Origin of the sequence: beta proteobacterium MWH-UniP1 (assembly GCA_036362785.1) — a bacterium.
Lineage (GTDB): Bacteria > Pseudomonadota > Gammaproteobacteria > Burkholderiales > Burkholderiaceae_A > Lacustribacter.
In genome coordinates this window covers 367,965-393,702 of record CP143625.1, presented here as the reverse complement: position 1 = coordinate 393,702, position 25,738 = coordinate 367,965, and the positions used below count along the sequence as shown (strand labels likewise).

The 25,738-nt window shown below is 53.6% G+C and carries 23 protein-coding genes and 1 other RNA gene; 11 read left to right on the top strand and 13 right to left on the bottom strand.

Annotated elements, in window-relative coordinates; translation table 11 throughout:
- Positions 1–42 precede the first annotated feature (42 nt).
- The 4 genes from ubiG (at position 43) to AOB54_01985 (ending at position 3,030) form a co-directional block, all read left to right on the top strand.
- Complete coding sequence (ubiG, locus tag AOB54_02000) at positions 43–738, top strand: bifunctional 2-polyprenyl-6-hydroxyphenol methylase/3-demethylubiquinol 3-O-methyltransferase UbiG (protein WVN42177.1); 696 nt, start codon at positions 43–45, stop codon at positions 736–738.
- On the top strand, positions 735–1,430 hold the full coding sequence (locus tag AOB54_01995) for an HAD-IA family hydrolase (protein ID WVN42176.1): 696 nt from the start codon (positions 735–737) through the stop codon (positions 1,428–1,430). Before ubiG ends, AOB54_01995 begins: the two co-directional genes overlap by 4 nt.
- A 149-nt stretch (positions 1,431–1,579) precedes the next feature.
- Positions 1,580–1,943, top strand: a transfer-messenger RNA (tmRNA) gene (ssrA, locus tag AOB54_01990).
- Positions 1,944–2,202: 259 nt separating this feature from the next.
- Positions 2,203–3,030 (top strand): DUF3800 domain-containing protein, encoded by an 828-nt coding sequence (locus tag AOB54_01985; GenBank protein ID WVN42737.1) that lies wholly within the window; start codon positions 2,203–2,205, stop codon positions 3,028–3,030.
- On the opposite strand, the gene AOB54_01980 is transcribed toward AOB54_01985, so the two are convergent.
- From AOB54_01980 to AOB54_01960, 5 genes are all read right to left on the bottom strand, one after another.
- Positions 3,007–4,872 (bottom strand): recombinase family protein, encoded by a 1,866-nt coding sequence (locus tag AOB54_01980; GenBank protein WVN42175.1) that lies wholly within the window; start codon positions 4,870–4,872, stop codon positions 3,007–3,009. The two genes, AOB54_01985 and AOB54_01980, sit on opposite strands and share 24 nt — an antisense overlap.
- A complete protein-coding gene (locus AOB54_01975; protein WVN42174.1) occupies positions 4,869–5,339 on the bottom strand; it encodes a DUF2924 domain-containing protein in 471 nt (156 codons plus the stop codon). The genes AOB54_01980 and AOB54_01975 overlap by 4 nt, the downstream gene beginning before the upstream one ends.
- 127 nt (positions 5,340–5,466) lie before the next feature.
- A complete protein-coding gene (locus tag AOB54_01970; GenBank protein ID WVN42173.1) occupies positions 5,467–7,350 on the bottom strand; it encodes a hypothetical protein in 1,884 nt (627 codons plus the stop codon).
- A gap of 9 nt (positions 7,351–7,359) precedes the next feature.
- Positions 7,360–7,560: an AlpA family phage regulatory protein gene (locus AOB54_01965; protein WVN42172.1), complete on the bottom strand. Its 201-nt coding sequence runs from the start codon at positions 7,558–7,560 to the stop codon at positions 7,360–7,362.
- 102 nt (positions 7,561–7,662) lie between these two features.
- Positions 7,663–8,268: a hypothetical protein gene (locus AOB54_01960; protein ID WVN42171.1), complete on the bottom strand. Its 606-nt coding sequence runs from the start codon at positions 8,266–8,268 to the stop codon at positions 7,663–7,665.
- Positions 8,269–8,746: 478 nt separating this feature from the next.
- On the opposite strand from AOB54_01960, the gene AOB54_01955 reads away from it, so the two are divergent.
- From AOB54_01955 to AOB54_01925, 7 genes are read left to right on the top strand one after another with little or no spacing between them, the layout of a single operon-like run.
- Positions 8,747–8,962 (top strand): helix-turn-helix domain-containing protein, encoded by a 216-nt coding sequence (locus AOB54_01955; protein ID WVN42170.1) that lies wholly within the window; start codon positions 8,747–8,749, stop codon positions 8,960–8,962.
- 6 nt (positions 8,963–8,968) lie between these two features.
- Complete coding sequence (locus tag AOB54_01950; protein ID WVN42169.1) at positions 8,969–12,097, top strand: type I restriction endonuclease; 3,129 nt, start codon at positions 8,969–8,971, stop codon at positions 12,095–12,097.
- Positions 12,091–13,728 (top strand): class I SAM-dependent DNA methyltransferase, encoded by a 1,638-nt coding sequence (locus tag AOB54_01945; GenBank protein WVN42168.1) that lies wholly within the window; start codon positions 12,091–12,093, stop codon positions 13,726–13,728. The genes AOB54_01950 and AOB54_01945 overlap by 7 nt, the downstream gene beginning before the upstream one ends.
- Entirely contained in the window at positions 13,718–15,037 is a 1,320-nt protein-coding gene (locus AOB54_01940; protein WVN42167.1) for a restriction endonuclease subunit S, read from the top strand. Before AOB54_01945 ends, AOB54_01940 begins: the two co-directional genes overlap by 11 nt.
- Positions 15,038–15,250: a hypothetical protein gene (locus AOB54_01935; GenBank protein WVN42166.1), complete on the top strand. Its 213-nt coding sequence runs from the start codon at positions 15,038–15,040 to the stop codon at positions 15,248–15,250.
- Positions 15,251–15,253: 3 nt separating this feature from the next.
- On the top strand, positions 15,254–17,050 hold the full coding sequence (locus tag AOB54_01930) for a hypothetical protein (protein WVN42165.1): 1,797 nt from the start codon (positions 15,254–15,256) through the stop codon (positions 17,048–17,050).
- Positions 17,047–18,600 (top strand): RNA-binding domain-containing protein, encoded by a 1,554-nt coding sequence (locus AOB54_01925; protein WVN42164.1) that lies wholly within the window; start codon positions 17,047–17,049, stop codon positions 18,598–18,600. Before AOB54_01930 ends, AOB54_01925 begins: the two co-directional genes overlap by 4 nt.
- Before the next feature lie 694 nt (positions 18,601–19,294).
- On the opposite strand, the gene AOB54_01920 is transcribed toward AOB54_01925, so the two are convergent.
- The 8 genes from AOB54_01920 to AOB54_01885 form a co-directional block, all read right to left on the bottom strand.
- Positions 19,295–20,059: a hypothetical protein gene (locus tag AOB54_01920; GenBank protein ID WVN42163.1), complete on the bottom strand. Its 765-nt coding sequence runs from the start codon at positions 20,057–20,059 to the stop codon at positions 19,295–19,297.
- A gap of 59 nt (positions 20,060–20,118) precedes the next feature.
- Positions 20,119–20,853, bottom strand: a complete 735-nt coding sequence (locus tag AOB54_01915; protein WVN42162.1) for a hypothetical protein — start codon at positions 20,851–20,853, stop codon at positions 20,119–20,121.
- Between the two features lie 77 nt (positions 20,854–20,930).
- Entirely contained in the window at positions 20,931–21,182 is a 252-nt protein-coding gene (locus AOB54_01910) for a hypothetical protein (protein ID WVN42161.1), read from the bottom strand.
- A 30-nt stretch (positions 21,183–21,212) separates the two neighbouring features.
- A complete protein-coding gene (locus tag AOB54_01905) occupies positions 21,213–21,356 on the bottom strand; it encodes a hypothetical protein (GenBank protein ID WVN42160.1) in 144 nt (47 codons plus the stop codon).
- Positions 21,353–21,670: a hypothetical protein gene (locus AOB54_01900; GenBank protein ID WVN42159.1), complete on the bottom strand. Its 318-nt coding sequence runs from the start codon at positions 21,668–21,670 to the stop codon at positions 21,353–21,355. Before AOB54_01900 ends, AOB54_01905 begins: the two co-directional genes overlap by 4 nt.
- Before the next feature lie 517 nt (positions 21,671–22,187).
- The gene (locus AOB54_01895; GenBank protein WVN42158.1) at positions 22,188–22,523 is read right to left on the bottom strand and encodes a type II toxin-antitoxin system HicB family antitoxin; all 336 of its coding nucleotides are present in this window, start codon (positions 22,521–22,523) and stop codon (positions 22,188–22,190) included.
- Positions 22,520–22,780 carry a type II toxin-antitoxin system HicA family toxin gene (locus AOB54_01890; protein ID WVN42157.1) on the bottom strand — a complete coding sequence of 87 codons (261 nt, stop codon included), beginning with the start codon at positions 22,778–22,780 and terminating at the stop codon, positions 22,520–22,522. The genes AOB54_01895 and AOB54_01890 overlap by 4 nt, the downstream gene beginning before the upstream one ends.
- Before the next feature lie 367 nt (positions 22,781–23,147).
- Entirely contained in the window at positions 23,148–25,730 is a 2,583-nt protein-coding gene (locus tag AOB54_01885) for a polysaccharide biosynthesis protein (GenBank protein WVN42156.1), read from the bottom strand.
- Positions 25,731–25,738 lie beyond the last annotated feature (8 nt).

Here is a 25,738-nt window from a genome sequence, read left to right as displayed (position 1 = left end):
CCGTGAAAATTCGCGGGGCCCTTTTTAATTTATGCTTTGACCATGAACGTAGATCGCGCAGAACTTGAAAAATTTAGTGCTTTGGCCTCCCGCTGGTGGGACCCCAATAGCGAATTCAAACCCCTTCACCAGATCAACCCCCTGCGGCTGACCTGGATTGACGGCTTGGCCCAGATCCCCAGCAAAAAGGTGGTGGATGTCGGCTGTGGCGGCGGCATTCTGGCTGAGAGCATGGCCAAGCTGGGCGCCCAGGTCAAAGGCATCGACCTGGCCGACAAGCCCCTGAAAGTCGCCCAGTTGCATGGGCTAGAGACTGGCGTGAAGGTCGATTACGAGTCAATTTCCGCCGAAGATCTGGCTGAGCGCGAAGCTGGCCAATACGATGTGGTCACCTGCATGGAAATGCTGGAGCACGTTCCCGATCCAGCGGCCACCATTGCCGCCTGCGCCAAGATGGCCAAGCCCGGTGGCTGGGTGTTTTTCTCAACGATTAACCGCAACCCCAAGTCGTTTTTGTTTGCGATTGTGGGTGCGGAGTACGTGCTGCGCATCCTGCCCAAGGGCACGCACGAGTACGCCAAGTTCATCAAGCCTTCCGAACTAGCGGATGCCGCGCGGGACGCCAATCTGGACTTAAAAGAAATGCTGGGCATGAGCTACAACCCCATTACCCAGGTCTATTCTCTGGGCCGGGATACCAGCGTGAACTACCTGATGGCCTATCGCAAGCCGCAGTGAAACCCCAAGCAAGACACAACTGGCAGGACCAATGGGCCGCCCAGCCCAGGCGGGCCATGCTGTTTGATTTGGATGGCACCTTACTTGATTCCGCGCCAGATCTGGCCAAGGCGGCCAATGTGCTTCGGCAGCGATCGGGCTTAGCGCCCATGCCGGTTGAGGAGCTGCGGCCCTGGGTGTCTCAAGGTGCCCGGGGCATGATCACCAAGGGGTTGAATATCCCAGTGGATCACCCCGAGTACGAGCCCTTGCGGCTCGCTTTTTTAGATATTTATTCCGAGTGCCTGGCCGATAACACCGACTTCTGGCCCGGCATGGACGAGGTGGTGGATGCGCTGGATGCCCAGAATATTGCCTGGGGGATTGTGACCAACAAGGTCATGCGGTTTACCGAGCCACTGCTCAAACAAATCAATCTGTGGGACCGCTGCGCGGTGGTGGTGGGTGGGGATACCACGCCGCACGCCAAGCCCCACCCCGCCCCGATGGTCCATGCGATCGAGATGCTTGCCCTGCCCCCGCAGGCGGTGGTCTATGTGGGTGACGATGCGCGGGATATTGAAAGCGGCTATGCGGCAGGCACCTGGACGATTGGCTGTGACTTTGGCCACCATGTCCAGGCCCCCTGGCCCCGCGAGTGGGGGGCGGATGCCGTGGTGAAGCAAGCCCAGGATTTGATTCGCCTTCTCTAGCCTGCAAGCAAACTAATTCCCCCTGGGGAAGCTGAAGGCAAAGAGAGCTCGGGCTAGATCAAGGCCTTGTTTCTGCGGAACTTCTGGCCGATACTGCACTCTGAATCAACGTGATCCGGAGTCGTACCGGGCCACAACACAAAGAAATTGGGGCCGACCCGGTTTCGACGTGGGTAATGAAGAAGCGCAGGGCATACCGAGGCTCGATTCCCTCGTAAATACAGTCGAAATTAAATAAACGCAAACGACGAACGTTTTGCACTCGCAGCTTAATTGCTAGCGAGCGCTGCACCAGCTCTCTGATGGGCTGGGCGGGTTAAACCGCAGCAGTGTCATGCACATCAGATCGTCATCGGATACGCCATGGATCCGGTGCCTAAAACAAGTGGATCGCTGAGTGCCGGCCTGTCGGTTGGCTAAGCACTTCAGTTAAATTTAAATAAATCGACTAAGTATGTAGAACTGTCTTTGGAAGACTTGCGGACGCGGGTTCAATTCCCGCCGGCTCCACCATTACAAAGGGCTCAGACCTGGTTCTGGGCCCTTTTTGTTTGCCCGAAACCCCAATGCTGGAGCGGATCTGGCCCGCCGGGGTTGCGGATTCCACGCCCCCAGAAACGCCGAAAAGCCGGCCCAAAGGGCGAGACTTCGTCTCTTTTCTCTGTTGACTTGCTGATAGCAGCAGCCCCTACCGCGATGTGAAGCGGGTTTCGAGACAGGTGTTTGAAACCAACTACCCCGCCCAAAAAAAAATCGAACTTACACTTTGCTAATGAAACTATGCTACTTCGACGAGAGCGGTACCGGATCAGAGCCCATAGCAGTAGTAGTGGGCGTCATAGTCGATGCGCAGCGGATGCACATTACCAAGAGGGAATGGGCAGACCTACTGCTAAACCTCAGCAACGTCGTAGGGTCTAACTTAGACGAGCTTCACACTAAAGATTTCTATCCGGGCAACAAAAGCTTCAGGAGCATGACCGGCCTGGAACGAGCTATGTATGTTTCTCAGATCATCGACTGGCTTTCGACCCGAAAACACAAGTTTGTTTACAGTGCGGTCAACAAAGCTGCCTTTGAATCTCTGCGATCGGAATCCACAGTCGGCTCAACACTCACTTCCCCATATCAAGCTGCTGCGTTCCACTGCATTCTCGCGGTGCAGAAAACCTTCCAAAGAGAGGAAAAAAGTAAGGGCCATACTCTCCTAGTATTTGATAAGAAAGGCCATGAAGAGCCACGGCCCGCCAGCCTACTTGCCAACCCACCCGACTGGATTGACACTTTTTATCAGCGAAAGAAAAAATCCGATGCCTTGTCGCACATTATCGACACTCCGTATTTTGCAGATTCAAAGCATGTGCCCATGATCCAAGTCGCTGATTTTTTGTCCTATTTTCTTCGTCGATATGCGGAAGTAAAGGAAGGGCATGGAGAACCCAAATACAACGAGGAAAAAGATAAACTCGAAACGTGGATTTCCGCGCTCTCACCGCTCGCGCTTCAAGCAAGTAATATTTATCCCCAAACAAAACGAGGAGTGGCAGCGGAGTTTTTTTACCAGATCTGCCCTCAATCACTGCGCTCGCTGGCTCGCTGAGGCCCCCAACATAGCATCGGTGAGGATCAATTCCTGTGCGCTCCACTCTACTGGTAACCGGTTCCGGGTGAACCACAGAATGCTGAGCCCCTCAGGTTGTTCCCCCGTCAAGATCTTCTGAACCAGATTCGGCGCAAGGATCGTTAACCGCAGCAGTTCGTTGACCGTAGATGGGTGCAATCCCTCCCTGCGCGCAATCTCGCTACCGCTTTCGACTTTTCCCTCATCCAAGAGCCATTGCCAATAAAAGGCTCGGCTTAGTGCCGTGAGCAGCGGCATTTCGAATTGGGGCTTCTCTTGGGGTCCGGCACCTTCGGCCGACAATGCAGGATTAGGTTCGATGACATTTTTGATTCCCTTGCGCCGATGGCGAATCGGGATGACTGTCTTTACCACCGGCCGCTCGCCCTCAGCTGAGGGCTCTACATTGATGGTCTGAATCTCCCCTACGACCTTGATCATGTCCATTCTGCCCACGGCCTCCCTACGCACCAACTCCGCAGGAATCCCATTCGGGCGGAACTGATTAAGCGACACATTCCAATCAATCCACTTCCAGGTGATTTCCAACTCCTGGTCTGACAAGACCACGCGCTCGATCAGCGTCTCGATGATTTTTCGCTGCTCTTGCGGGTAGAGCTCGTTCCAGATCGCTGCCATGTTTTGCATGGCCTGGTAGACCGATAGCTCGCTGATATCCGGGCGCACCTTCTCGACCTCCAGAATGGTGCTTTCAAGTATTGTGGGTGTCTTCAAGACACTGTAAACCTGATCAAGCACAAGCCGATCTACCTCTTTCATTGCGAACATCATCGAGCGTCGAGTTGGCTGGGCCTTGCCTCCGTAACCAAGCATTCGGTAATAGCGAAACTTTTGCCCTGTCTTCCCCCGGGACCATGTCGCCAGCATCTTTACCCCATTGGGCCCGAACAAAAGTCCGCTAAGCAAGGCGTAAAAAGCAGTTCTCGGATTTCGAGAGCCTCGCAGGCGAGCATCATGCTCAAAGATCTCCTGAACGCAATCGAATAGCCCTCGGTCAATGATCGGATCATGTAACCCGGGATGGGATTTCTCCTTGTGGTTTAGCTCTCCGATGTATGTTCGGTTCGTCAGCAGCGTCCGAATAGTCTGCTGCGCAAACGGTTTTCCAGATCTCGCATTCAATCCGTCTTTCTTAAGCCCCTGGATTACCATCGCGACTGAGCGCAACTCCGCAAAGTCCTGAAAGATCCGTTTCACCACCTTGGCCTCGTCGGGCTGGACTACGAGCTTTCGTTCAATCACCTGATAGCCATGGGGAACGGGGCCGCCCATCCACATACCTTTAGCCTTCGCTGCGGCAATCTTGTCTCGGATGCGTTCGCCCGTCACTTCACGCTCAAACTGCGCAAACGATAGAAGTACGTTGAGCATGAGCCGACCCATTGAGCTTGCCGAGTTGATCTGCTGGGTCACTGCGCTAAAGCTCACGTTATAGCCATCAAACATCTCAACCATCTTTGCGAAATCCGCAAGCGACCTTGATAGGCGGTCAATCTTGTAGACCACCACCATGTCGACCAAGCCCGATCTGATATCCCGAAAGAGCCGCTGCAGGCCGGGGCGCTCCATATTGCCTCCTGAAAACCCCGGGTCCTCATAGGTGCCATCAAGCGGCACCCACCCTTCAGCTTGCTGACTTCGGATAAAGGACAACCCAGCCTCGCGCTGCGCATCAATCGAATTAAAAGACTGATCTAGGTTCTCATCACTCGACACGCGGCAATAGACTGCGCACCGCTTCATTCTCACCTCGGGATTCAATCCCGGAGCCATCAAATCCTTCTTCTTGGCTCCCTTCATTCGCGCCTCTTTTCAGGAAGCCCAAAAAACTTAGGGCCACTGCGATGACCGCCAGTGATCTCCTTTGCTGCCGCAGACAAGCTCTTGAAGCGCTTTCCGTTGACTTCGTAAAAGCCGTCTGCAGCGACAAGCACTCGATATTCTTGACCTTCAAATTCGCGAACTAAGACGCTGCCAGGCATGAGGTGCCTCTCCCGCCCACGACCTGACTTAATCTTTGAATGTCGCTCTCCGCAGTCGATGAGGTAGTCCTTCAGCTTTGCGGGAAGGCCACCATAGGCTTTTTCTTGAATCCGAAATGCCAACCGAGAAACCAAAAAGCTTCGATTCGTGTGCTTTGGTCGTCTCGGGAAATTTCGGTCCCAGAGTTTCCAGATCTCAGTCATGGGCATGGTGTTCAAAGCAGCGAGTTGCTCGGTAGCGCTCGACGCGCTGTTCTCTAGACTGCTTTCCGTTATTGCAAGCATCGGCTCTCCTTGTGTTGTTTGATGACACAGACATGAACGCTCTATGCCCACCAAAAAGGCAAGCAAACCGGGTTATCAGCGGGTCCAAGAGCTGCGCTGTCCCCCGGTCTTCCCGCGTTATGTGGACTTAATGCGACAGCAGCGGGTCAGGGGATTGCCGGGAAACCTCCGCACTGATGCGCCACATGGCGCCTTCACGGCTATGTCCTTGGTGGCTGACCTCAATGCCCTTGGCCCGATAGGCAGGGGCTAGCCTTCGCAATTGGTCTGCCAGACCCTTCGGTGATTTGGGCCAAGTTGTCTTATCGGCAATGCCTTCGGCATTTAACTGGTCGTAGAGCTGCCCCGCTGTGCCCTGCCAGATTCCGTCAGGCAGGCGCTCCGAGATGAACTTATCGAGTACCTGGGCAACAGGATTACCATCCAGCGCGCGGTCAATACCAGCCCGGTTGTGCTCGGCGTACTGCGCCTGAAAGGAGCCGATTGGATAGCCGAGCACCTGGGCCACCGCTTCTCCCAGCCGCTCAAAGTCCGCCATTCGTTGCTTGTGCGTGAGCTTAATTGTGGGCAAGACACCAAGCACTCTAACGAACAGATCTAAGAGTGCAGCAAACACCATCGGGCGATCTCGCTCCCAATCTGATCGCGTCTCTGAATCCTCCTTGCGCCTGGCCGCATCAATCACTGGCATGTCGATATGCACGACACGGTCGATTAAGTCGGGACGAGTGGCGATTACGGAAATCCCGTTAAGCATCACCGGTCGCTTGGTCTCTAAGACATGTTCTTCACCATTGGTATAGAGCTGCCGAGCCGCAAATCCACCACCTGTTGAAAGCGTGCACAGCGCATCTTGCTGCTCGGCAGTAAGCGATGACAGGTTTTCGTAGGAAACCACCCAATTGTTCGCTGCCGCCACGAAAATATCCTCAACCGCCTTGGGTCGCCCACGCAGCATGACCTTATTGGGGTCGATGAGCGATCGCAAAACACTCTGGGTCGTGGACTTGGCAGAGCCCTGCTCGCCCACGAGCTCAAGCACTGGGAAGGGTGTATCCGGGCGCAGGCTTTCAATAAGCCAGGCAAGCACGAGCAGTCTTCGGTCAGGCGGAATATTGATGTGCTTCCAAAGCAGATCAATCTCAGCGCCGCACTGCGGCTCGGGCAGCGAGCGCATTGACTGGGTGCGGGTAAAGAGAGCCGGAGAATCAGAGCGTACTGACCACCCATTTTCACTGACCTCAATCACCTGCCAATGACGATCGCAAAGATCGATGTAATAGGTATTGTCCTGGCACGCTGCCCTCAGCGGCACAGTGACCAGCTCCCCTTCGTTGACGCCTGCCGCATTAAGCGTTGCAAGGGCGGCATTTAAGGTCGTCTCTGAGATCCCACTGCGAGACTCTTTCCAATACTCCGCTCGCAGCCACGACTGATATCCGGGCGATGTGACGCGCCAGACTTCACGATGAGTGATCTTTGGGATTACAGCAACGCCTCGCTCATCGGCATCATGATGAAGCTGGCAGTACTTCATCCCCAAGGCAACCAAGTCGTCGATCTGTGACGTATCATCAGCAAGCCGGGGCAGCTCGCTCAGAATCATCTGGTCTAGATGGTGAAGCGAGGCGAAACGATTTATATTTTTCGCTTTGGTCCGTAACCGCAGGTATCCAGGCATATCCGTACCCCGAAGGGTCACGAAAGCTCGAATCACATCTTCTTCAGCCAATACACCCACATCGTCTTTTAGACGCTCGAAAGCCGCCTCGAGAAACTCAACAGGATTGCTGTGAGGGTCGGGCGTGAGGGCGGGACTTACTTCATTGAAATCGTCTTGAAGGATTGAAGAATTGAAATAAGTCTCATCCGGCAAGCCCACCCCGAGATCCTCAAGATCAGGGCTTTCAGGGTGAAGATCATCATCACCATCGTCACCATCACCGTCCGGTGGAATCAGATCATCGTCATCGGGCGCGCTAGTGGGGAGGTTGTTTTCATCGGTCGGCATCAGAACTCCTTACCGGCCAATGCGCAGCAGCGCTTGGATATCCTCAACACGCCAGACCGTGGTCTTAGCGCCTAACTTGATACCTCTGGGGTATTTGCCCTGCTTAATCCCCTCCCACCAGGCCGAGCGACTAATTGGGATGATTGCTAGGATCTGAGGCAGGCGCATGAAACCTGCCTCGGGCAATACTGGTCTTAAATACTTTTGCATAAGCATCTCCGGTTGTTTTGGGATGCTTGCTATTCAATACCGCAAAAATCGTCTTGAAAACGATTTTGCCGCGCAGGTGTTGCACGCTACGCGCAGAGTGCATTAAATACCTTCTATTTTTGCTTTTACTGCGGCCACAAAACCCTTTGGGTCTTTGCTGTAGGCAGACAACCACTTCGCCACCACGCGCGGCGTCATGTAGACCTGCGGGGCAATATGAGCGGCGGCGGCGTCATAGCTTGGGAATTTTCGAGAAACGTAGAGCTCGACGGCCTCAAGCTGCGCTTCATACGCACGCAAGTGACGTTGCCGGGCGGCCTTTCGTACTTCGGCCTGCTTTGCCTGCTGGATCGCTAAAGCTTGGTCTTTTTTGTCTGCAAGCTGGACCGAGAGGCTCCACGCAGCGTAGATCGATTTCTGATCTCGCATCGACTCTGAAAACACTACGGCCTCAGTCGCTTCAACCAAGCACTCCATGGCGTGTAACGCGCCAGTCTCGGTACTCAAGGCCGCGCTTGCCTGTTCAACTTTTTTGAGTGCAAAAGCCGCACAGGCCTGATAACCCTCAACGCTGCTAACCGAGATTGCATCAGCCAGTTCCCGAAAACCCAACAGCTCGTGCAGCCAGTCGATGTCCCGATACCCATCAAACCAATCCACGGCCTCAGGCGCCTCCCTACGTTCATCTGCAAATCCCTGGATCGCCATGTCAATTTCTGAACAAATGAGGCTGATTTGCTCGGGGGTCAGCCCGTGTAGCAGGCGGTGAGCCCGGGACCTAAGGGGTTCAATCAACGCCTGCAAGGCTTGGTGATCGGGGACTGCTTGCTTGGGCTGACGCCCTTGGGGGGTATGAGATTTGTCCATATTTGGTTTATACCGATCGCGATCGACTTTTGTCTCACGGGGGGTGCCTCAGCCGGTGAGCCTGATATCCGCCACGCTTGGCTGTGACCCTTGTGACGGTTGTGACGGTCCTCCCAGACTTATTAGTCGCCCAGGGGCATGTTGGGGGGTAGGGGGGGTCAAATCTCTACGGTTGGGTGGCGGCGATGCGCGCGTCAGCCCAAATTTTTGTGCGTGCAAATTGAAACAGGGGGGGTATTCGCTATTGCTGCTATAAAGAAATCGGCTAGACTGGAAACGACTAAAAACGACGTAAAACGACAAACAGGGTCGGCTCCAGATGAAGTCAGAACCATGGGTTACGGCCCAACAAGTATCCAAGCACCTCGGCATCGCGAAAGACACCGTTTACCGCTGGCGGGAACGAAAGTCTCTACCCGCCCATAAGGTGGGCCGCTTGTGGAAATTCCAGCTATCTGAAGTTGATGAATGGGTTCGTGCTGGCGGGGCCGATGAGGCCATGGCGCAAAGCAATACGAAACGGAAACGGGCATAACTGACTATGACCTTCAACGAAGATTCTCGAGTCAAGATCCCTTGCATCCTGCATCTGATTCGGCTTGGCTATCGATATCTCTCCCTCAAAAACGCTGTCTGGGATGAGGAAAGCAACATATTCCCAGCGGTTTTTAACGAAGCCATTGCCCGCATCAATCCTGAATTAAGTCCGGATGACTTCACCCGCCTGCTGGCCGATGTCAAACTCCTTCTGGATAACGAAGATCTCGGCAAAGCCTTCTACGACCGACTCATCGAGCGCTCGGGCATCCGCCTTATCGATTTCGAAAACTTCGATAACAACAGCTTCCACGTCGTCACGGAGCTGACCTGCAAAAACGGCGACGACGAGTTTCGTCCCGATATCACCCTGCTCATCAACGGCATGCCGCTGGCCTTCATCGAGGTCAAGAAGCCCAACAACCGTGAAGGTGTGCTGGCCGAGCGCAACCGCATCATCACGCGCAGCCGCAATCCAAAATTCCGGCGCTTCATCAACATCACGCAGTTGATGGTTTTCTCCAACAACATGGAGTACGAGGATGGCTCGCCGCAGCCCATCGAGGGCGCGTTCTACGCCAGCCCATCCTATGACGCGCCCGTCTTCAACTATTTCCGTGAAGAAGAAGCACTTGACATCAACCAGCTTCTGGCTGCTGAAGACGACGCGCTCGAAAACGACGTGCTACGCGACAATAACCTCAATGTCATCAAGCACAGCCCGGAGTTTCTGACCAACAAGTCGCCTAATACGCCCACCAACCGGATTTGCACGTCCCTGTTCAGTCGCGGCCGATTGGCTTTCGTGCTCCGCTTTGCGCTGGCCTATGTCAATGAAAGCGACGGCCTGCAGAAGCACGTCATGCGCTATCCCCAGCTTTTTGCCACCAAAGCCATCGAGAAAAAAATCGATGCGGGGGTCAAGAAAGGCATCATCTGGCACACCCAGGGCAGTGGCAAAACCGCGCTGGCTTACTACAACACTCGCTTCCTCACCGATTACTTCCAGCGCAAAGGCGTCATCCCAAAGTTCTACTTCATCGTGGACCGGCTGGATCTGGCCACGCAGGCACAACGGGAATTTGCCGGGCGCGGGCTGGTGGTACACACCATTGACAGCCGCGACGCCTTTGCCCGCGACATCAAAACCACGCAGGCCCTGCACAACCACAGCGGCAACCCTGAAATCACCGTGGTCAATATTCAGAAATTCCAAGACGACCCGGACGTGGTCCGCGCCGAGGATTACGACTTCAACATCCAGCGCGTTTACTTTCTGGACGAGGTGCACCGCAGCTACAACCCGCAGGGCAGTTTTCTGGCCAACCTCAGCCAGTCCGACCGCAACGCCATCAAGATCGGCCTCACGGGCACACCGCTGCTGGGCGACGACTACAACTCGCGTGCCCTATTCGGTGACTACCTCCACAAGTACTACTACAACGCCTCTATCGCCGATGGCTACACCCTGCGTCTGATCCGCGAAGAGATCGCCACCAATTACAAGCTCTCGTTGCAAGAGGCACTCGCCGCCGTCAAGCTGCAGCAGGGCGATATCGACCGCAAGCTCATCTACTCGCACCCTAAATTTGTTGAACCCATGCTCGATTACATCGTGCGCGACTTCGAGAAAAGCCGCAGCGCCCTGGGCGACGTCAGCATTGGCGGCATGGTGATCTGTGACAGCGCCGAACAGGCCCGCGAGATGTTCCGCATCTTCACGGCGGTGTACGCCGCCCAGCCCACGCCCGCCTATGCCGTTCAAGACTCCGCGCAATCCATCATCGCCGCCGCACTGCCCGACAGCTACGCCGCCCGTACTCTATTGGAGAACCGCGTCAAAACCGCCGCACTGATCCTGCATGATGTCGGCAGCAAGGATGAGCGTAAAGACTGGGTGGAAGACTTCAAGGCCGGCAAAATCGACCTGCTGTTTGTCTACAACATGCTGCTCACCGGCTTTGATGCCAAGCGCCTGAAAAAACTGTATTTGGGTCGCATCATCAAGGCCCATAACCTCTTGCAGGCGCTCACCCGCGTCAACCGCACCTACAAGGATTTCCGCTACGGCTACGTGGTCGACTTTGCCGACATCCGCAAGGAATTCGACAAAACCAATAAAGACTACTTCGACGAGCTGCAATCCGAGCTGGGCGACGAAATCGAGCATTACTCCAATCTGTTCAAATCCAGCGAGGAGATCACGCAAGAAGTCGAAGCCATCAAGGACATTCTGTTCAGCTTCAATATCGAAAACGCCGAAGAGTTCTCCAAACAGCTCAGCCAGATTCAGGACCGCGCCACGGTGCTGGCGCTCAAAAAAGCGCTGGGCGACGCGCGTGACCTCTACAACCTGATCCGCCTGCAAGGCGACTATGCGCAGTTGCAGCAGCTGGATTTTCACAAGCTGGGCCAGCTCTACCGCGAAACCTGCAACCACCTCGACCTACTTAACCTCAAAGACAGCATCGAATCCGCCACCGACACCAGCCAGCTGCTCAACGTCGCGCTCGAAGAGGTGATTTTCAAATTCGCCAAAATCAGGGAAGAAGAACTAGTACTAGCCGACCAACTGAAAAACACCCTGCGCCAGACGCGCGAAGCCCTGGCCGTCAACTTCGACCAGCAAGACCCCAAGTTCATCACCCTGCGCGAAGAACTGGAGCGGCTATTCAAGAAAAAGAAACTCAGCGAAGTCAGTCAGGAAGAGATGACGGCCAACATCGGCGCGCTCAATGCCATCCACGACAAGGTCAAAGAGCTGAATCTTCATAATAATCAGCTGCGCGCCAAGTATCGGGGCGATGCCAAATACACGCGCATTCACAAGCGTCTGCAAGAAAAAGGCGATCTCACCCAGACCGAGCGCAAATTGTTCGAAGCGCTGGTTGGTGTAAAAGCGCAGGCCGACGAACAGGTACTGCAAAACACTCAGCTGCTGAGCAATGAAAGCTACTTTGAACGGATGATGCAGCCCATCGTCATCGGCGAGTTCTACACGCGTCAGCACATCAAACTCACGCCCGATGCCGCCCGCAAAATCAACCAGCTGGTGGTGGCCGAATACATGAATGAATTTAGCGCTAGTGCCCGCATGGGTGCTGGTCGCAGCATCGGAGCAAAGCCTTGGTAACCCAACACTTTGAACAACGCACCCGCGAAGTGATCGACAGCCTCAAGGCCATTTGCGCCGCCTATGGCTTAGGCAACGATGGCAACGAATTCAAGATCATCACCCAGGTGTTTCTCTACAAATTCCTGAACGACAAGTTCGCCCTCGAGGCCAAAAGAATCCGCCCTGAGCTGGCCAAGGCCGAGAGCTGGGAAGCCGCTATCGCCGCCATGAGTGCCGATGAGCTAAACATGCTGCAAATGCAGCTGGGGCCGGATACCGCCCGCCTGAAGCCCGAGCATTTCATCGCCCACCTGTTTGGCAGACAGAACGCGCCAGAGTTCGCCAAGCTGTTCGACGACACCTTGCGCGACATCGCCATCACCAATAACGACATCTTCGCCGTCAAAACCGATGGCGGCGCCAAGATCACCCTCTTCGACCGGGTGAGCGAGTTTATTACCGACCCCTCCAAGCGCGACGCCTTTTGCCGCGCCATCATCAACAAGCTGGGCGACTTTAGCTTCGAACGCATCTTTAACGAGAAATACGATTTCTACGCTGCGCTGTTTGAATACCTGATCAAGGATTACAACAAGGACAGCGGTGGCAAATACGCCGAGTACTACACCCCGCACGCCGTGGCCAAAATCATGGCCGCCATTCTGGTGCCGGAATCAGTGCGCGGCAAAGTCAACAACGTCAGCTGCTACGACCCCTCGGCCGGTTCCGGCACGCTGCTTATGAACATCGCCCACGCCATTGGCGAGCACCGCTGCAGCATCTATTCACAGGATATCTCCCAAAAGTCCTCCAGCCTGCTGCGCCTGAACCTGATCCTGAACAACCTGGTGCATTCCATCCCCAACATCATCCAGGGCAACACCATGCTCCACCCGTACCACCGGGAGGGCAAAGCACTCAAGAAATTTGACTATATCGTCAGCAATCCACCGTTCAAGATGGATTTCTCTGACTTCCGCAACGAGCTGGACACCAAGGAGCACCAGGACCGCTTCTTTGCCGGGGTGCCCAACATCCCGAAGCAGGCCAAAGACAAAATGGCCATTTACCAGCTCTTTTTGCAGCACATCATTTATTCGCTCAAACCCGGTGGCAAAGCGGCGGCGGTGGTACCCACCGGCTTCATCACCGCGCAAAGCGGCATCGACAAAGGCATCCGCCAGCATCTTGTCGACCACAAAATGCTCGCTGGCGTAGTCTCCATGCCCAGCAACATCTTCGCCACTACCGGCACGAACGTGTCGATTCTGTTCATTGACGCGGCCAACAAAGGCGACGTAGTGTTGATTGACGCATCCAACCTTGGTACAAAAGTTAAGGACGGGAAGAACCAGAAAACCCTGCTGTCCGAAGCCGAAGAAGACCGCATCATCGCCACCTTCAATGCCAAGCAGGTGGTTGAGGATTTCTCGGTGGTCGTCAGTTACGCCGACATCGCTGCGAAGAACTACAGCCTGAGCGCAGGGCAGTATTTCGATGTGAAAATCGAATATAGCGATCTGACCCCGGCACAGTTTGCCGACAAGCTGCAAGGGTTTGCCACCCGGCTGGATGGCTTGTTCAAAGAATCGGCGGGGCTGGAGCAGGAAATCAAGAAGCAGTTGGCGGGGTTGCGGTATGAGGCTTAACGCATCCAAATACAATCAGCATTGGCAAGACAAAACGCTTAACGAGTTGGGTGATTTTCAGCGCGGCAAATCACGTCATCGCCCAAGAAATGACCCGGCGTTGTTTTCAGGTGGCAAGCACCCTTTGATACAGACCGGTGAAATCAAAGAAGCCAACTTGTACATAACAACACATTCGACGGCCTACAACGACTTCGGCCTTGCACAAAGTAAGCTTTGGCCTAAGAACACGCTTTGCATCACCATCGCGGCAAATATCGCCGAGACGGCGCTATTGAACTATCCAATGTGTTTCCCGGATAGCGTTGTTGGTTTTAACGCTTATGCAGAACAATCGTCTGAATTATTTATGCACTATGTTTTTACCTACATAAGACGAGCCATTCAGAATTCGGCAACGGGTAGCATTCAAGACAATATCAATATTGAATATCTAACCAGCCTCAAGTTCAAAATCCCCGTCAAGAATTATCAGGACAAAATCGCCGCCGTCCTCGCCGCCCTCGACGCCAAAATCGACTGTAACAACCGTATCAACGCCGAGTTAGAGGCGATGGCCAAGGCGCTGTACGACTACTGGTTCGTGCAGTTCGACTTCCCTGACGTCCACAGCAAGCCCTACAAATCCTCCGGAGGCAAGATGGTCTACAACGCTAAACTGAAGCGGGAGATTCCGGAGGGGTGGGAGGTCGGTCCTCTTGCAGCTTGGATTGCTAATGACAAAACTGGAGATTGGGGAAAAGACGCAGCCGAAGGCAATTACACATTTTGCGTTGATTGCATTCGAGGTACAGACATCAACGGATTGAATGGAACGGGCACAGTTTCCCCGCCGACACGCTTCATCTTGGAAAAAAATTCAGCGAAAGTTCTCGCACCTTTCGACTTCGTCATAGAGATTTCTGGCGGAAGTCCAACCCAATCTACCGGGCGCCTTGCGAGTATTACTGAAGAGACCATCGCACGGTTTTCTCGGCCGCTTATCTGTTCAAATTTTTGCAAGGTAATCTCACTGAAAGACAACGCTTACTTTTTCAACTTCACTTATCTCTGGAAGTCGGCTTATGACAACAAAGTCCTATTTGGTTGGGAAGGTAAGACGAGTGGAGTTAAGAATTTGCTATTTGACGCTTTCACCACGAAGCACCTTGTCTCTAAGCCGCCTACAGAGCTTGCTAGACGTTTTTTTGAGATCGTTGCTCCCATGGAGGCAAAAAAACAGAAGTTCTTGCAAGAGGCTACCGATTTAGCGGCGTTGCGCGACTGGCTGCTGCCGATGCTGATGAACGGCCAAGTCACGTTGGTGTAGATGAGCGAGAAAGAACCTCCGCAGCCGTCCAGGCAAACCGAGGTTTCCCTCGTCCGCTCCTCGGCATTGGAATACCTGACGTTCATCGCCGATAACGAACCGGCAAGCGAGCCAACCATTAAGCAGTACTTAATGGTTCAAGCCGAGGGCTGGCGTGAGGCCCAGCGCAAGGTCGCGCTTCCGTATGTGCTTTTGGCGCTATGTGAGATCTGAGCAATGACAATTCTTGAAATCAATATCGAAAACGTCAAAGGCATACGGTCGCTAAAGATCAATGACCGCATATTTAAAAATCGGCCGAATGTACTGGTCGCCTGCAACGGCTTTGGGAAAACCTCCATCGCGACAGCATTCAAGCATGCAGCCAATCAAACTTCGATCAAATTGCCCGTCGAGGCACGACATCAGCACGACGTAGCCAAGTCAGCCCAAATCAGTTTGGAAGTGGTTGAAGACGGAGTGAAGAAAACGCTAAGCGTGACGGAAGTGGCTCACTCCAACGATATTCGCAAGCACTTCGATATTCATGTAATTGGCGATATGCGCCGAATCAAGACCAGCGCCAAAAACATGGGGAAATTTTTTAGTGCGAGCGCAAAACAGGTTATTGATCCTATTGCCATTTGTGACAAACCGAAAGACGCCGTCAATCCCTACAAAATCACTGATGCCAAACGGACGTTTGGAAAACACAGTTCATTGCTGCTGAATCTCAACGATTCGATTTTCGCTTCGCCGCAGTTTCTGATGCGATCAACGGAGTTCATGCAAGCCCTAAATCCTTTGTTGAAGTCGCGTCAATGGACAAAGATTGAAGCAATACAAACGAAAATTGCCAATCACACTGGCAGCGACCCAGACGCTATTGATGGGGTTAAAGCCGATATACAGCAGCTTCTCGCTGAGTCGAATTTCCAGTTGGCAGCAAAAATTATTGTTGAGACATCGGGATTCGATCAAAACGCAGTCTTCTTGACGCTTTGGCAGATTGCTCTACTTTCACGCAGCCAGGTGGCGCAATTGCAAGGCTATCTAGAATTCCTGCGCTACAAAGAAATCAAGAGATCACTGAAAACTCATGTGTCGGACCTTAATAATTCCTGGAAGTCGGCTACGGTAAAGGAGTCTAGAGGCAAGCTGGTCGTCGAAGTCCCTGACCCGTCGCATATTTCAAATGGGCAGAGGGATATTCTGTTGCTGGTGGCGATGTTCCATGTAGCCAAGCATCAGCTCACCAAGGGGAAAGCCATTCTCATTATCGATGAAGTCTTTGACTATCTTGATGATGCGAATTTGACCGTGGCACAGTTCTACATAACTGAGCTTATCGAAGACTACAAGCGGCAGGGCCGCTCGATCTACCCCATCATCTTCACTCACTTGAATCCGGGGTTCTTCAAGAACTACGTATTTAGCGATCAAAACGTCATATACCTTAACAAAAATGAAGCATTTGACTCGATTGACGCGATGAAGAAGTTGATTGCAGCACGGCAAGATAAAAAGATAATAGACTCGACGAAAAGCAACATTTCAAAATACCTTGTCCATTATCACGTAGACGCTTTCGATTTCTCTGCCGATCTCGCCGCGATAAGCGGCACTCGATCGAGCTGGGGGAAGCACGGAAAACTCCAGGCGTTTCTTGAGGAAGAGTTCAAGAAGTATCAAAGTGGCCAAGCTTATGACCCGCTGGCGATTTGCGCCATTACACGCAGATCAATTGAGGCGCTGGCTTACAGACAGGTTCAGCATCTGACAGAAGCAAGAGATTTTTTCGAAGAACCTAAAACAAGCCCGAAGCTGGATTGGGCTGCACAGCGTGGTGCCACCATTCCTGAGACTCATTATCTGTTGCGAGTCATTTTTGATGACGGATTACATTGGAACTTTGGGCGCGACAACACGATTCCAATCGTTGCAAAGTTGGGCAACCCCATCATTAAAAAATTGATTATTGAACTGGTGTCCAAATGTTTGGACGGTAGTGATGCCAGGGGTGCCCCCGCATGAGCACCAAGCTCCCCATCAACCTCAATGACCTGCTACGCCAACGCACGGTCGAGGGCGAGCGTATCGAGTACAAGGCCGGGTGGAATCCGGACTCAATCATCCGCACCTTGTGCGCCTTCGCCAACGACTTCGAAAATCTCGGCGGCGGCTATGTGGTGATCGGGCAGGATTGTGATGTCAATGGCCAACCGGTGTTTCCGCCCGTGGGGCTAGCCGATAACCAACTCGATAAGATTCAGCAAGAGTTACTGGCTGCTTGCCAATTGATTCAGCCGCCGTATTTTCCAATGTTAAGTATCGAGGAAGTCGAGGGGCGTAAGTTGATCATTCTGTGGGCGCCAGGCGGACAGACCCGGCCCTACAAAGCGCCAGAGGCCGTTACCGCAAAGAAAAAAGTATGGCGCCACTACATTCGACGCTACAGCAGCACTGTAGAAGCAAAGGGTGACGCAGAGCAGGAGTTACTGAGCCTCGCGGCGAAGGTCCCGTTTGATGACCGCTTCAACCAGTCGGCGCGAATCGACGATTTATCTAAGTCTCTGATGCAGGCATTCTTACAAGAGGTGGGTAGCGAGCTTGCGGCGGAGGCGCCGAAACTCTCTGCTGAGTCATTGGCCCGGCAGATGAATGTGGCGGGTGGTCCTACCGAATCACCGTGGCCAAAGAATGTAGGGCTGCTGTTCTTCAATGAAACCCCTGAGCGTTTTTTCCCCGGCGTTCAGATTGATGTGGTCTGGTTCCCGGACGGTGCAGGCGGCGATCGCTTCGAGGAAAAGATATTTAAAGGGCCGCTGGCCCGGATGACGCGCGAGGCACTAAGCTACATCCAGCGCAACTTCTTGCGCGAGACGGTCATCAAGCACCCTGATCGGGCGGAGGCCACGCGGATCTGGAACTTCCCGTACGCTGCCATCGAAGAAGCATTGGTTAACGCGGTCTATCACCGTTCCTACGAGGAGCGCGAACCCATTGAGGTTCGTATTAGCAATGACGAGCTCGTAGTCCTTAGTTTCCCCGGCCCAGACCGATCTATTCGTTTGGAGGATTTGCAAGCCGGTCGGGCAGTCAGCCGCCGCTATCGCAACCGTCGCATCGGTGAGTTCTTCAAGGAGCTGGAGATGACGGAAGGTCGCTCCACGGGTATCCCGAAAATTTTGAAGGAAATGGCGGCGAATGGCTCGCCTGCCCCGCTTTTCGAGACAGATGATGACCGCCTATCCTTTGTGATCCGCTTGCCCCGGCACCCCCTGGCGCTTGTCACGTCTGGAGGTACCCAGCAAGTCACCACGCAAGTCACCACGCAAGTCACCACGCAAGTCGGAGCTCTTTTGTCACGGATGGGGGGCGAAATGACCCGACAAGCCATCCAAGACGCCCTAGAGCTAGCTAACCGGGAGCACTTCCGCAAGACCTATTTGGCACCTGCCTTAGAGCAAGGCGTTATTGAAATGACTGTGCCCAACAAACCCAACAGCCGCAGCCAGCGCTACCGCCTTACGGCCCTCGGGAAGCAATGGCTAGAGTTTCAAAAAGGCAGTGGCAAGAATTAAAGGGTTTAGTGATTAGAGGTTACCCAAGTCATCCGGCGATTGCCCGGATTTAGTGGGTCTTAATGGGTGTAGTTTTGATCAGTCAGCGGGCGGGACCGCTGTGTTCGGGATACCTCATGTCGATCGCATCGACACATCCGCCAGACATGTCGATATTTTTCGATTTTATCGACATGTTTTGGGGAGCGAGTCGATACTTAACATTGAGGCGGGCCAGAAGAAGAACAGAATCTACAGCTATCAAGCCTATGTTGAGCTGCTCTCGAAGTGACTCATTTGAGCCCAGTCGAGAGCACAACAGTCCGCAAGTCCAGGCTCGTCCAGTTCAGGTTTATAACCAGGTGTAGACTCAGGCGCCATACGCCACCATACACAACCTCCACCTCATCTCAGGTGGAGGTTTTTTCGTCCAAACGCACGTAAGTCCGCGTAGCGTTTAGGTAAGTTGTGGCTCCTGCGGACTTCACGAATGATTCTCACCTGCGCATGTTAGCCAGCCTAGCGCGTACCTTGGCCGCTTCCTCTCAACATATCCAGACAGAGAAAACGGCAGAAGTCCACAAGTGACCAGAAAATTATCCATGGCGCACCAATAAAATCAACAGCTTACGTATTGATGAAACGAACGGTTTTTTTCCGATCATCAGAGGGGAACGGAACTCACGACTTTTTGAGAGAGTCTTATTATGAGCTGCTAGCTGCTGAGTTCTAGTACCCGCTCTACCGCCATCGAGACGGAATCCACGGGAATAAAGCGAATTTTTCCATCGTCTGCCTCCCTTTCAATTTCATTCAGGTTAGTTGCCAGTTTTGAGCGCTGTTTCGATCCGAGTGTTGGATCATCTTTCCTAGGCACCGCGGTTAGTAGTGCTGCAGAAGGCAAGCTTGCGAATTCCTTGGCGCGTGCGAGTTCCCAGAGCTTTGCCCTCGCATAACTCACGCTTGCGCTTTGACGTACTGCACTTACCGTTGAAAAATGCATTACCGTTGACTCGGAGAAGAATCCGAACCTAATTAGAGATCCATCTTGATGTAGGCGTGCTTGTCTATTGAAGAAGCGAGCAAGGTCGGGGGCCTGTTGCAGGACCGCATCACGAACCTCAGTAGCAAAGCGTCGATTCACCTCTTCGGGTTGCACTGTCCCATCGTCTTCGTCATCAGCAACATCCGTCTGGGCCAGACTTGAATAGAGTAGTACAGCCTGACGGATGGAATCACCAACTCCTAATGCATCCGTCTGACGGTACGGACCTGGATGCAGACCGAGGATTGGAGATTCGAGAAGCAGGAGGCTGTCTTCTCCCCCGGCCTCGACTATTCGTCTACATATCTCGAGCGACTCCTCGATAAGTACGCGCGGTCTGGATGAATCAGCACCGTACAGGCTATCGAGCACGTCATCTCTAATAACGCGACGAACCACTGTTTCGCCTCCAAATTGCACTACTACCCCAGCCATTAACCGCTCGCCTGTTCCCTCAACAGGCTCCCAAAAGAGAGGACGCCACTTCGCAGATGTCACTTGATGCCCTCTAATAAATCACTTGGTCTTGGAAATCTGTCGAGAACAGCGTTAGCAAGGCGTTTAAGCCGATCACTTACCAAATCAGAAAATCCAGTGGTATCGGTGTGGGTTGCACAGATGCGCTCTGCTTCGTCCACTGCACTGGCACTCAAGGCAAAAGAGGCTGTTACCGCAGCCGCAGAAATCCGGTCATGCTCGCCGCTCATCAATGCCAAATTAGCGAGCTTATTCACGTCAGGCATAGTTTCATTGGATACGCCGAGGGCGCGTTCATGGTCAATCCAGGCGACCTCATTACCATTCCAGAGGATGTTTCCGAGATTGCGATCGAGATTTTTAATGGCCTCGTCAGCCGCTAATGCGAGCGGAGTTTGTGCGAAGTTCGTGACTAACCTTGCAGCAGCATGCTCCAGAACAGAGCGCACTTCTGGCGGCAGATTAATGCTCCATCCCATACGTTGTAATAGATTAGGATAGATTACGTCTATGCAAGCAAAAGCTGTGGGTGGATTGCCGACAATGGCTGGTTCCGGAACGTTAAGTCCCCATCGTCGGAGCAGCATGGAACAAAAGCACTCTGCAGCGATTGCTCTTATTTCCATGCGTTTCAAGATTGCAGCCCTCATCGTGCCATCCGGAAAACGGACAAGACACCTTTGAGCTCCGGTAACGCCGCTACCAACAGGTGTTTCCGTCCCGGCAATTACCTCCACAATAGGCAGTTCCATTAGTTTTTCCCCACCGCCGCCTCCGTTGACGTCTATAGAGGAGTGTATAGCCTGACCGTTCATTTGATCCAATGGTGTTAACAAGAAGTCAATAACGCACGCTGCTCACCCCAAAGCAGGGACGTTCCAAATGCCAGGTCAAACAGGGTGACGTGGTCCGGCAGTGCATCGTCCAGGATGGCAGCTACGATGTCCGGAGCCAAGGTAGTGAGGTTCACCATCCGGCTCACGTAGGCCCGGTCCATCCCCTCCATCTCCGCCACCTCCGCCAGATTCGGAGCCCTTCCGGACTCCAGCAGGGCCAGCCCACGTACTAGGGCCAACTGCATCGGGGTGGGCTGGTTGTCCCACGCACGCGGCTACAAGGCCGTACCGTCCGGCAGGGTCACCGCTTTTCGCCGGCCATGCATGGTTATCTTGATCGGTATGTTCACGCTTAGGCTGCCGTTGCTGGCGCTGACCAGGTCGGCATCGCCAGTCGCTTTGATCTTGATCTCGTTCACGCTGCAACCTCCTCAGTGTCCTTCGTGTGGTCGGAAGGTTTGATCTCCGCAGCAAGCCTCTCAATGCCATTCGGCCGGAATTGCACTTCGATGTTGTGGGGCGTGACCACTATCTTTTTGATTAAGAGGCGGACAATGCGCTCCTGCTCCGCCGGGAATAGTTGGTCCCAGACTTTGCCAATTTGCAGCATGACGATGCACACCTTCGCTTCGTCAGCGTCGCTGTCCGTTTCGGTCGGGAGTTGAGCAACCCGGGTCTTGAGGTCCGGGGTGCGGAAGATCCGGCGCAGATGCTGGACGACGTTGGCTTCCAATTTGATCACCGAAAGCCGAGGCAATCCGGACGCCCCTGCATGCTCCTTATTTTCGTGGATAAAACTACGTTGGGGTGTAGTTACTTGCTATTTGCAACAGGCCGCCTATGACAATAAGCACGAGCCCTAATTTTGATAACCATATCGACCTCACGTACCGCCTTATATCCGCTGGTGTCGGATCAGGAACAGAAAGAACGCCACGGCCTTTTAGATACTCATCGTGATCGACAAAGCTGATTACGGTCAAATATCGCCAAACAAGATAACCGCCGATAACAGTTGAAAGAATGCCCAGCGTATTTAGGTGACTATCCATGTACGTTTATCCGATCAATTAGTATTGATTCTCTTTGACTCATTTTCTATTGGGTCCCGAATTGTTCCACTCGTCGTTTGAAATCAGTGTTGAACGTGAGATCTTTTAATTTTTGCAATCCTGAATCATTCGGATGGCATTGACAGTGGATTCTCTAAGCGAAGGGTGCATCCAAGGGCTCGGGGTGACGGGGTATCACTATCCTGGCTGCGCTGCATCTTCCAGAACTTCAGTCGCCCATTGATTCAGGCTCTTACCCGCGGCCTGTGCGGCAACAATTGCGCGACCATGCACTTCAGGCGGTACGCGTAGCAGCAACTTACCGGAGGCAGGTTTTTCCGGGTGAATGCCTTGCTCTTTGCAATCCGCCAGATAGTCTTTTACTGCGAGCTCAAACTCGGCACGAAGCTGGGCAACCGTCTCGCCGTGAAAACTGATGATGTTGTGAATACCAAGAATTCGGCCAACAAAAAGGTTGTCACGCTCATCGTACTCGACTCGCGCGGTATAGCCTTTGTAGGTCATGGTGTTCATGGCTGCACTCCTGCTCGTTCCAATAGTTCGCGTGCTTCTTCAACCTGATAACGCTTGGCCTCTTTACCCGGGTGAGGCCGATGACAGCGCCACTGCTCACCGTTCAGTTCGATCCTGACACGCGATCCTTCGCGCTCGGATACAGAACCGCCGAGGGCTTTGATGAGCGTCTCGATGTCGGCAAACACGATCGACGCTGAAGTCGGTCGGGCGAAGATCGCCGAGAGCGTTTTGCGGTGTTTAGCACTTACGCCCATATGATATCAAAAAGTGATATCACGACTAGATCAAAACGCATTACGTTACCTTTGCTTTTTGGGTGTTCTGAGAAGTAATTACTGATAATTTATACAGTAATAATTCGGGCATCAAACCCATCAGCCGTTTAGCCGATCCCCGCCTGGATCGCCCCAGATTCCCTCCCGGGGAGACCCCTCTGCGATCACGGAAGAAAACCGCCGAATCGCCCCCCCAAGGATCCGTAGGTCCGAGGGGCTCGCAGAGCCGGTTCGATGCCGGCTCTGCGAGCTAATCCTGGCCCAAGACGAATCCCCCAACACCACCCCAAAAAAGAAAAAGGCCCTATAAGGCCCGTAGACAACTCAAAATCCAAGAAAACAGAACCTACCAAACCTCCCCAACGGCCTGCCCCTCAAAGCATTCGGCAATTCGGCGCCGCGTCCCGGGCGTGGTGCCCTCCGGCAGGTCAGAAATCGGGAAGAAGCTCCGCTCGCTAATCTCCGGGGAATCTTCATTCGTTGGTACCGATACAAAGTCCCGCACCAAATACACCAGTACATGATCTCTGCGCGACACCTCTGAATTAAAGAAGCTCCCCAAAAACTGGCTTACGCCCAGCATTTGTATTCCCGCTTCCTCCACTAGTTCACGGCGCAAGGCCTCAATCGGTGACTCGCCATGCTCAACACCACCACCCGGCAATTGCCAGCCGGGTTCATATCGGTGCTTGACCAGCATCACCTCGTTCTTATCGTTCACAACAATTGCTCGAGCACCCAGTGTCATTGGGCGGCGGAGCAGAAAATACCCATGCAACAGCTTGGAAAGATAGGGATTAATCTTTTTGGGTACCGCACTAGACTCCGAACCACTAACCGCAGGCGCGCTGGTCAAACCAACACCAGGCGATAAAGCACCAACGCCACCAGGAGTCACCCCAACCAAACCAACCTCATGACCCTGAACTTCGAGCCCAACTGAACTAACCCCACGCTGCTCAACATCCCTCTGCAAAGAACCTAAACCATTACCCTCAACAGCCGCCTTCGCCCTCACCCCAACACCAGCCCCCGAACCATCGGCACTCAAAGACTCCCCAGACTTGTAGTCCACCCCAAGCGCGGAAAAAACCCCATGAACTTGCTCAATACTCTGGCTTTCAATCGCCCGCTGCAGTTTCTCTAATTCAGTAGACAAAGTCTCCCGTGCAACCCCACGCTCCCGAGCCCGGAAAATTTTCGGGTGCGCGGTCGATTCCGACTCGGCGCTAATCAACAACTCCTCATAGAGTTTTTCGCCTGGCCGCAGCCCTGTAAACACAATTGGAATCACATGATCCTGGTGGCGGGCAGCACCATCCAAATGACCGTTAGCCCCAGGCAACTGCGGGCGATACCCGCTTAGTCGAATCATTCGCTGGGCCAGGTCCACGATACGAACGGGCTCCCCCATATCCAACAGAAAGACCTCACCGCCTTTAGCCAGGCCAGACGCCTGCAACACAAGCTCAACAGCCTCTGGAATCGTCATAAAGAAGCGGGTGATTTCAGGATGCGTCACCGTTACCGGGCCACCGTGGGCAATCTGTTCCTTGAACCTGGGAATCACTGAGCCAGAGGAAGACAGCACATTGCCAAAGCGCACCATTGACACACGCATTGTCTGCCCAGCTTCAGCCTGCGCCTGGCAGATTAATTCAGCGAGCCGTTTCGATGCCCCCATGATATTGGTGGGGCGAACAGCCTTATCCGTTGAAATTAAAACAAAATCCGCAACACCGCATTTGGCAGCAGCGGTCACGGTCGTCAAAGTGCCAAAGACGTTGTTGTAAAGCCCCTGAAAAGGATTCGCCTCGACCAGCGGCACATGCTTGTACGCTGCCGCATGGAATACCGTTTGAACGCCATGCTGTTGCATCACCCGGGTCAACACCGACTGCTCTGTGACCGACATCAATACTGGAATAACGTCTAAATCCCTTAAGCGTTCATCGTCTTCTAACGCAGTTATCACCGAGTAAAGCGCAAGCTCACCAACATCCACAATCACTAAACGGGACGGGCCCAGCGCTGCAATCTGCAAACAGAGCTCTTTCCCGATCGAACCACCACCGCCCGTTACCATCACCACACGGCCGGTGACGGTTTTTCGCATCAGATCAGCGCTCGGTGCCACAGGGTCACGGCCAAGGACTTCCTCAATGGCGACTTTTTGAAGATCCGCAACCGATTTCTTACCCGACAGAATGTCGGTAATTTTTGGCATGGTCCTGACTGGCAGCCCAAGAGGCTCCAGCATGTCGAGCACCTTGCTTTTTTGTTCCCGCGAGATCGCCGGCATCGCCAGAATCACGGCGCTTAAATCAAACCGCTGCTGCAAAAACTGTAAATCTGTCGGGGCGTAAACGCGAACTCCATGGACTTCTGCCCCCTGGAGTTGAACCGAGTCATCTACCATCGCGACCACGCGATAGGATCCAGACTGGGCTAACGATGTCAACAATTGCCGCCCAGCATCTCCCGCACCGTAGACCACCACATTGGGCCGACCGGTTTTGCGACTGAGATAGAAGATCTCCCGAAGAATCAATCGCCCAAAAGCCATCAGGGAACCGCCCAATATCACGGCAACGCCAACAAAAAGTGGCGATAAGGCGGCGAGCCCAGACACCGACGCGCCAAGCAAAACAGCGCCACCAATAAGACAGCTGGCAACGATCACCCCAAGCGCCCTGACCCCCAGATACCGAACCAGAGAACGATAGAGCCCAAGTAGACTGGCGGCCAACGCGACAACCGCAGCGTAAAAAACCACCAGCCATAAACTGGCTAACGACTCACCTTGCTGCGTGATCGCCGACGCCAACAAAAACGCGACGCCCGCACAAGACAAGTCATAGCCAACTTGTAGCAGCCGTTTTTGCCAACGCTGCAAACCAATAAGCCAGAGAATAAAAGTACTAATCACTTGCGACA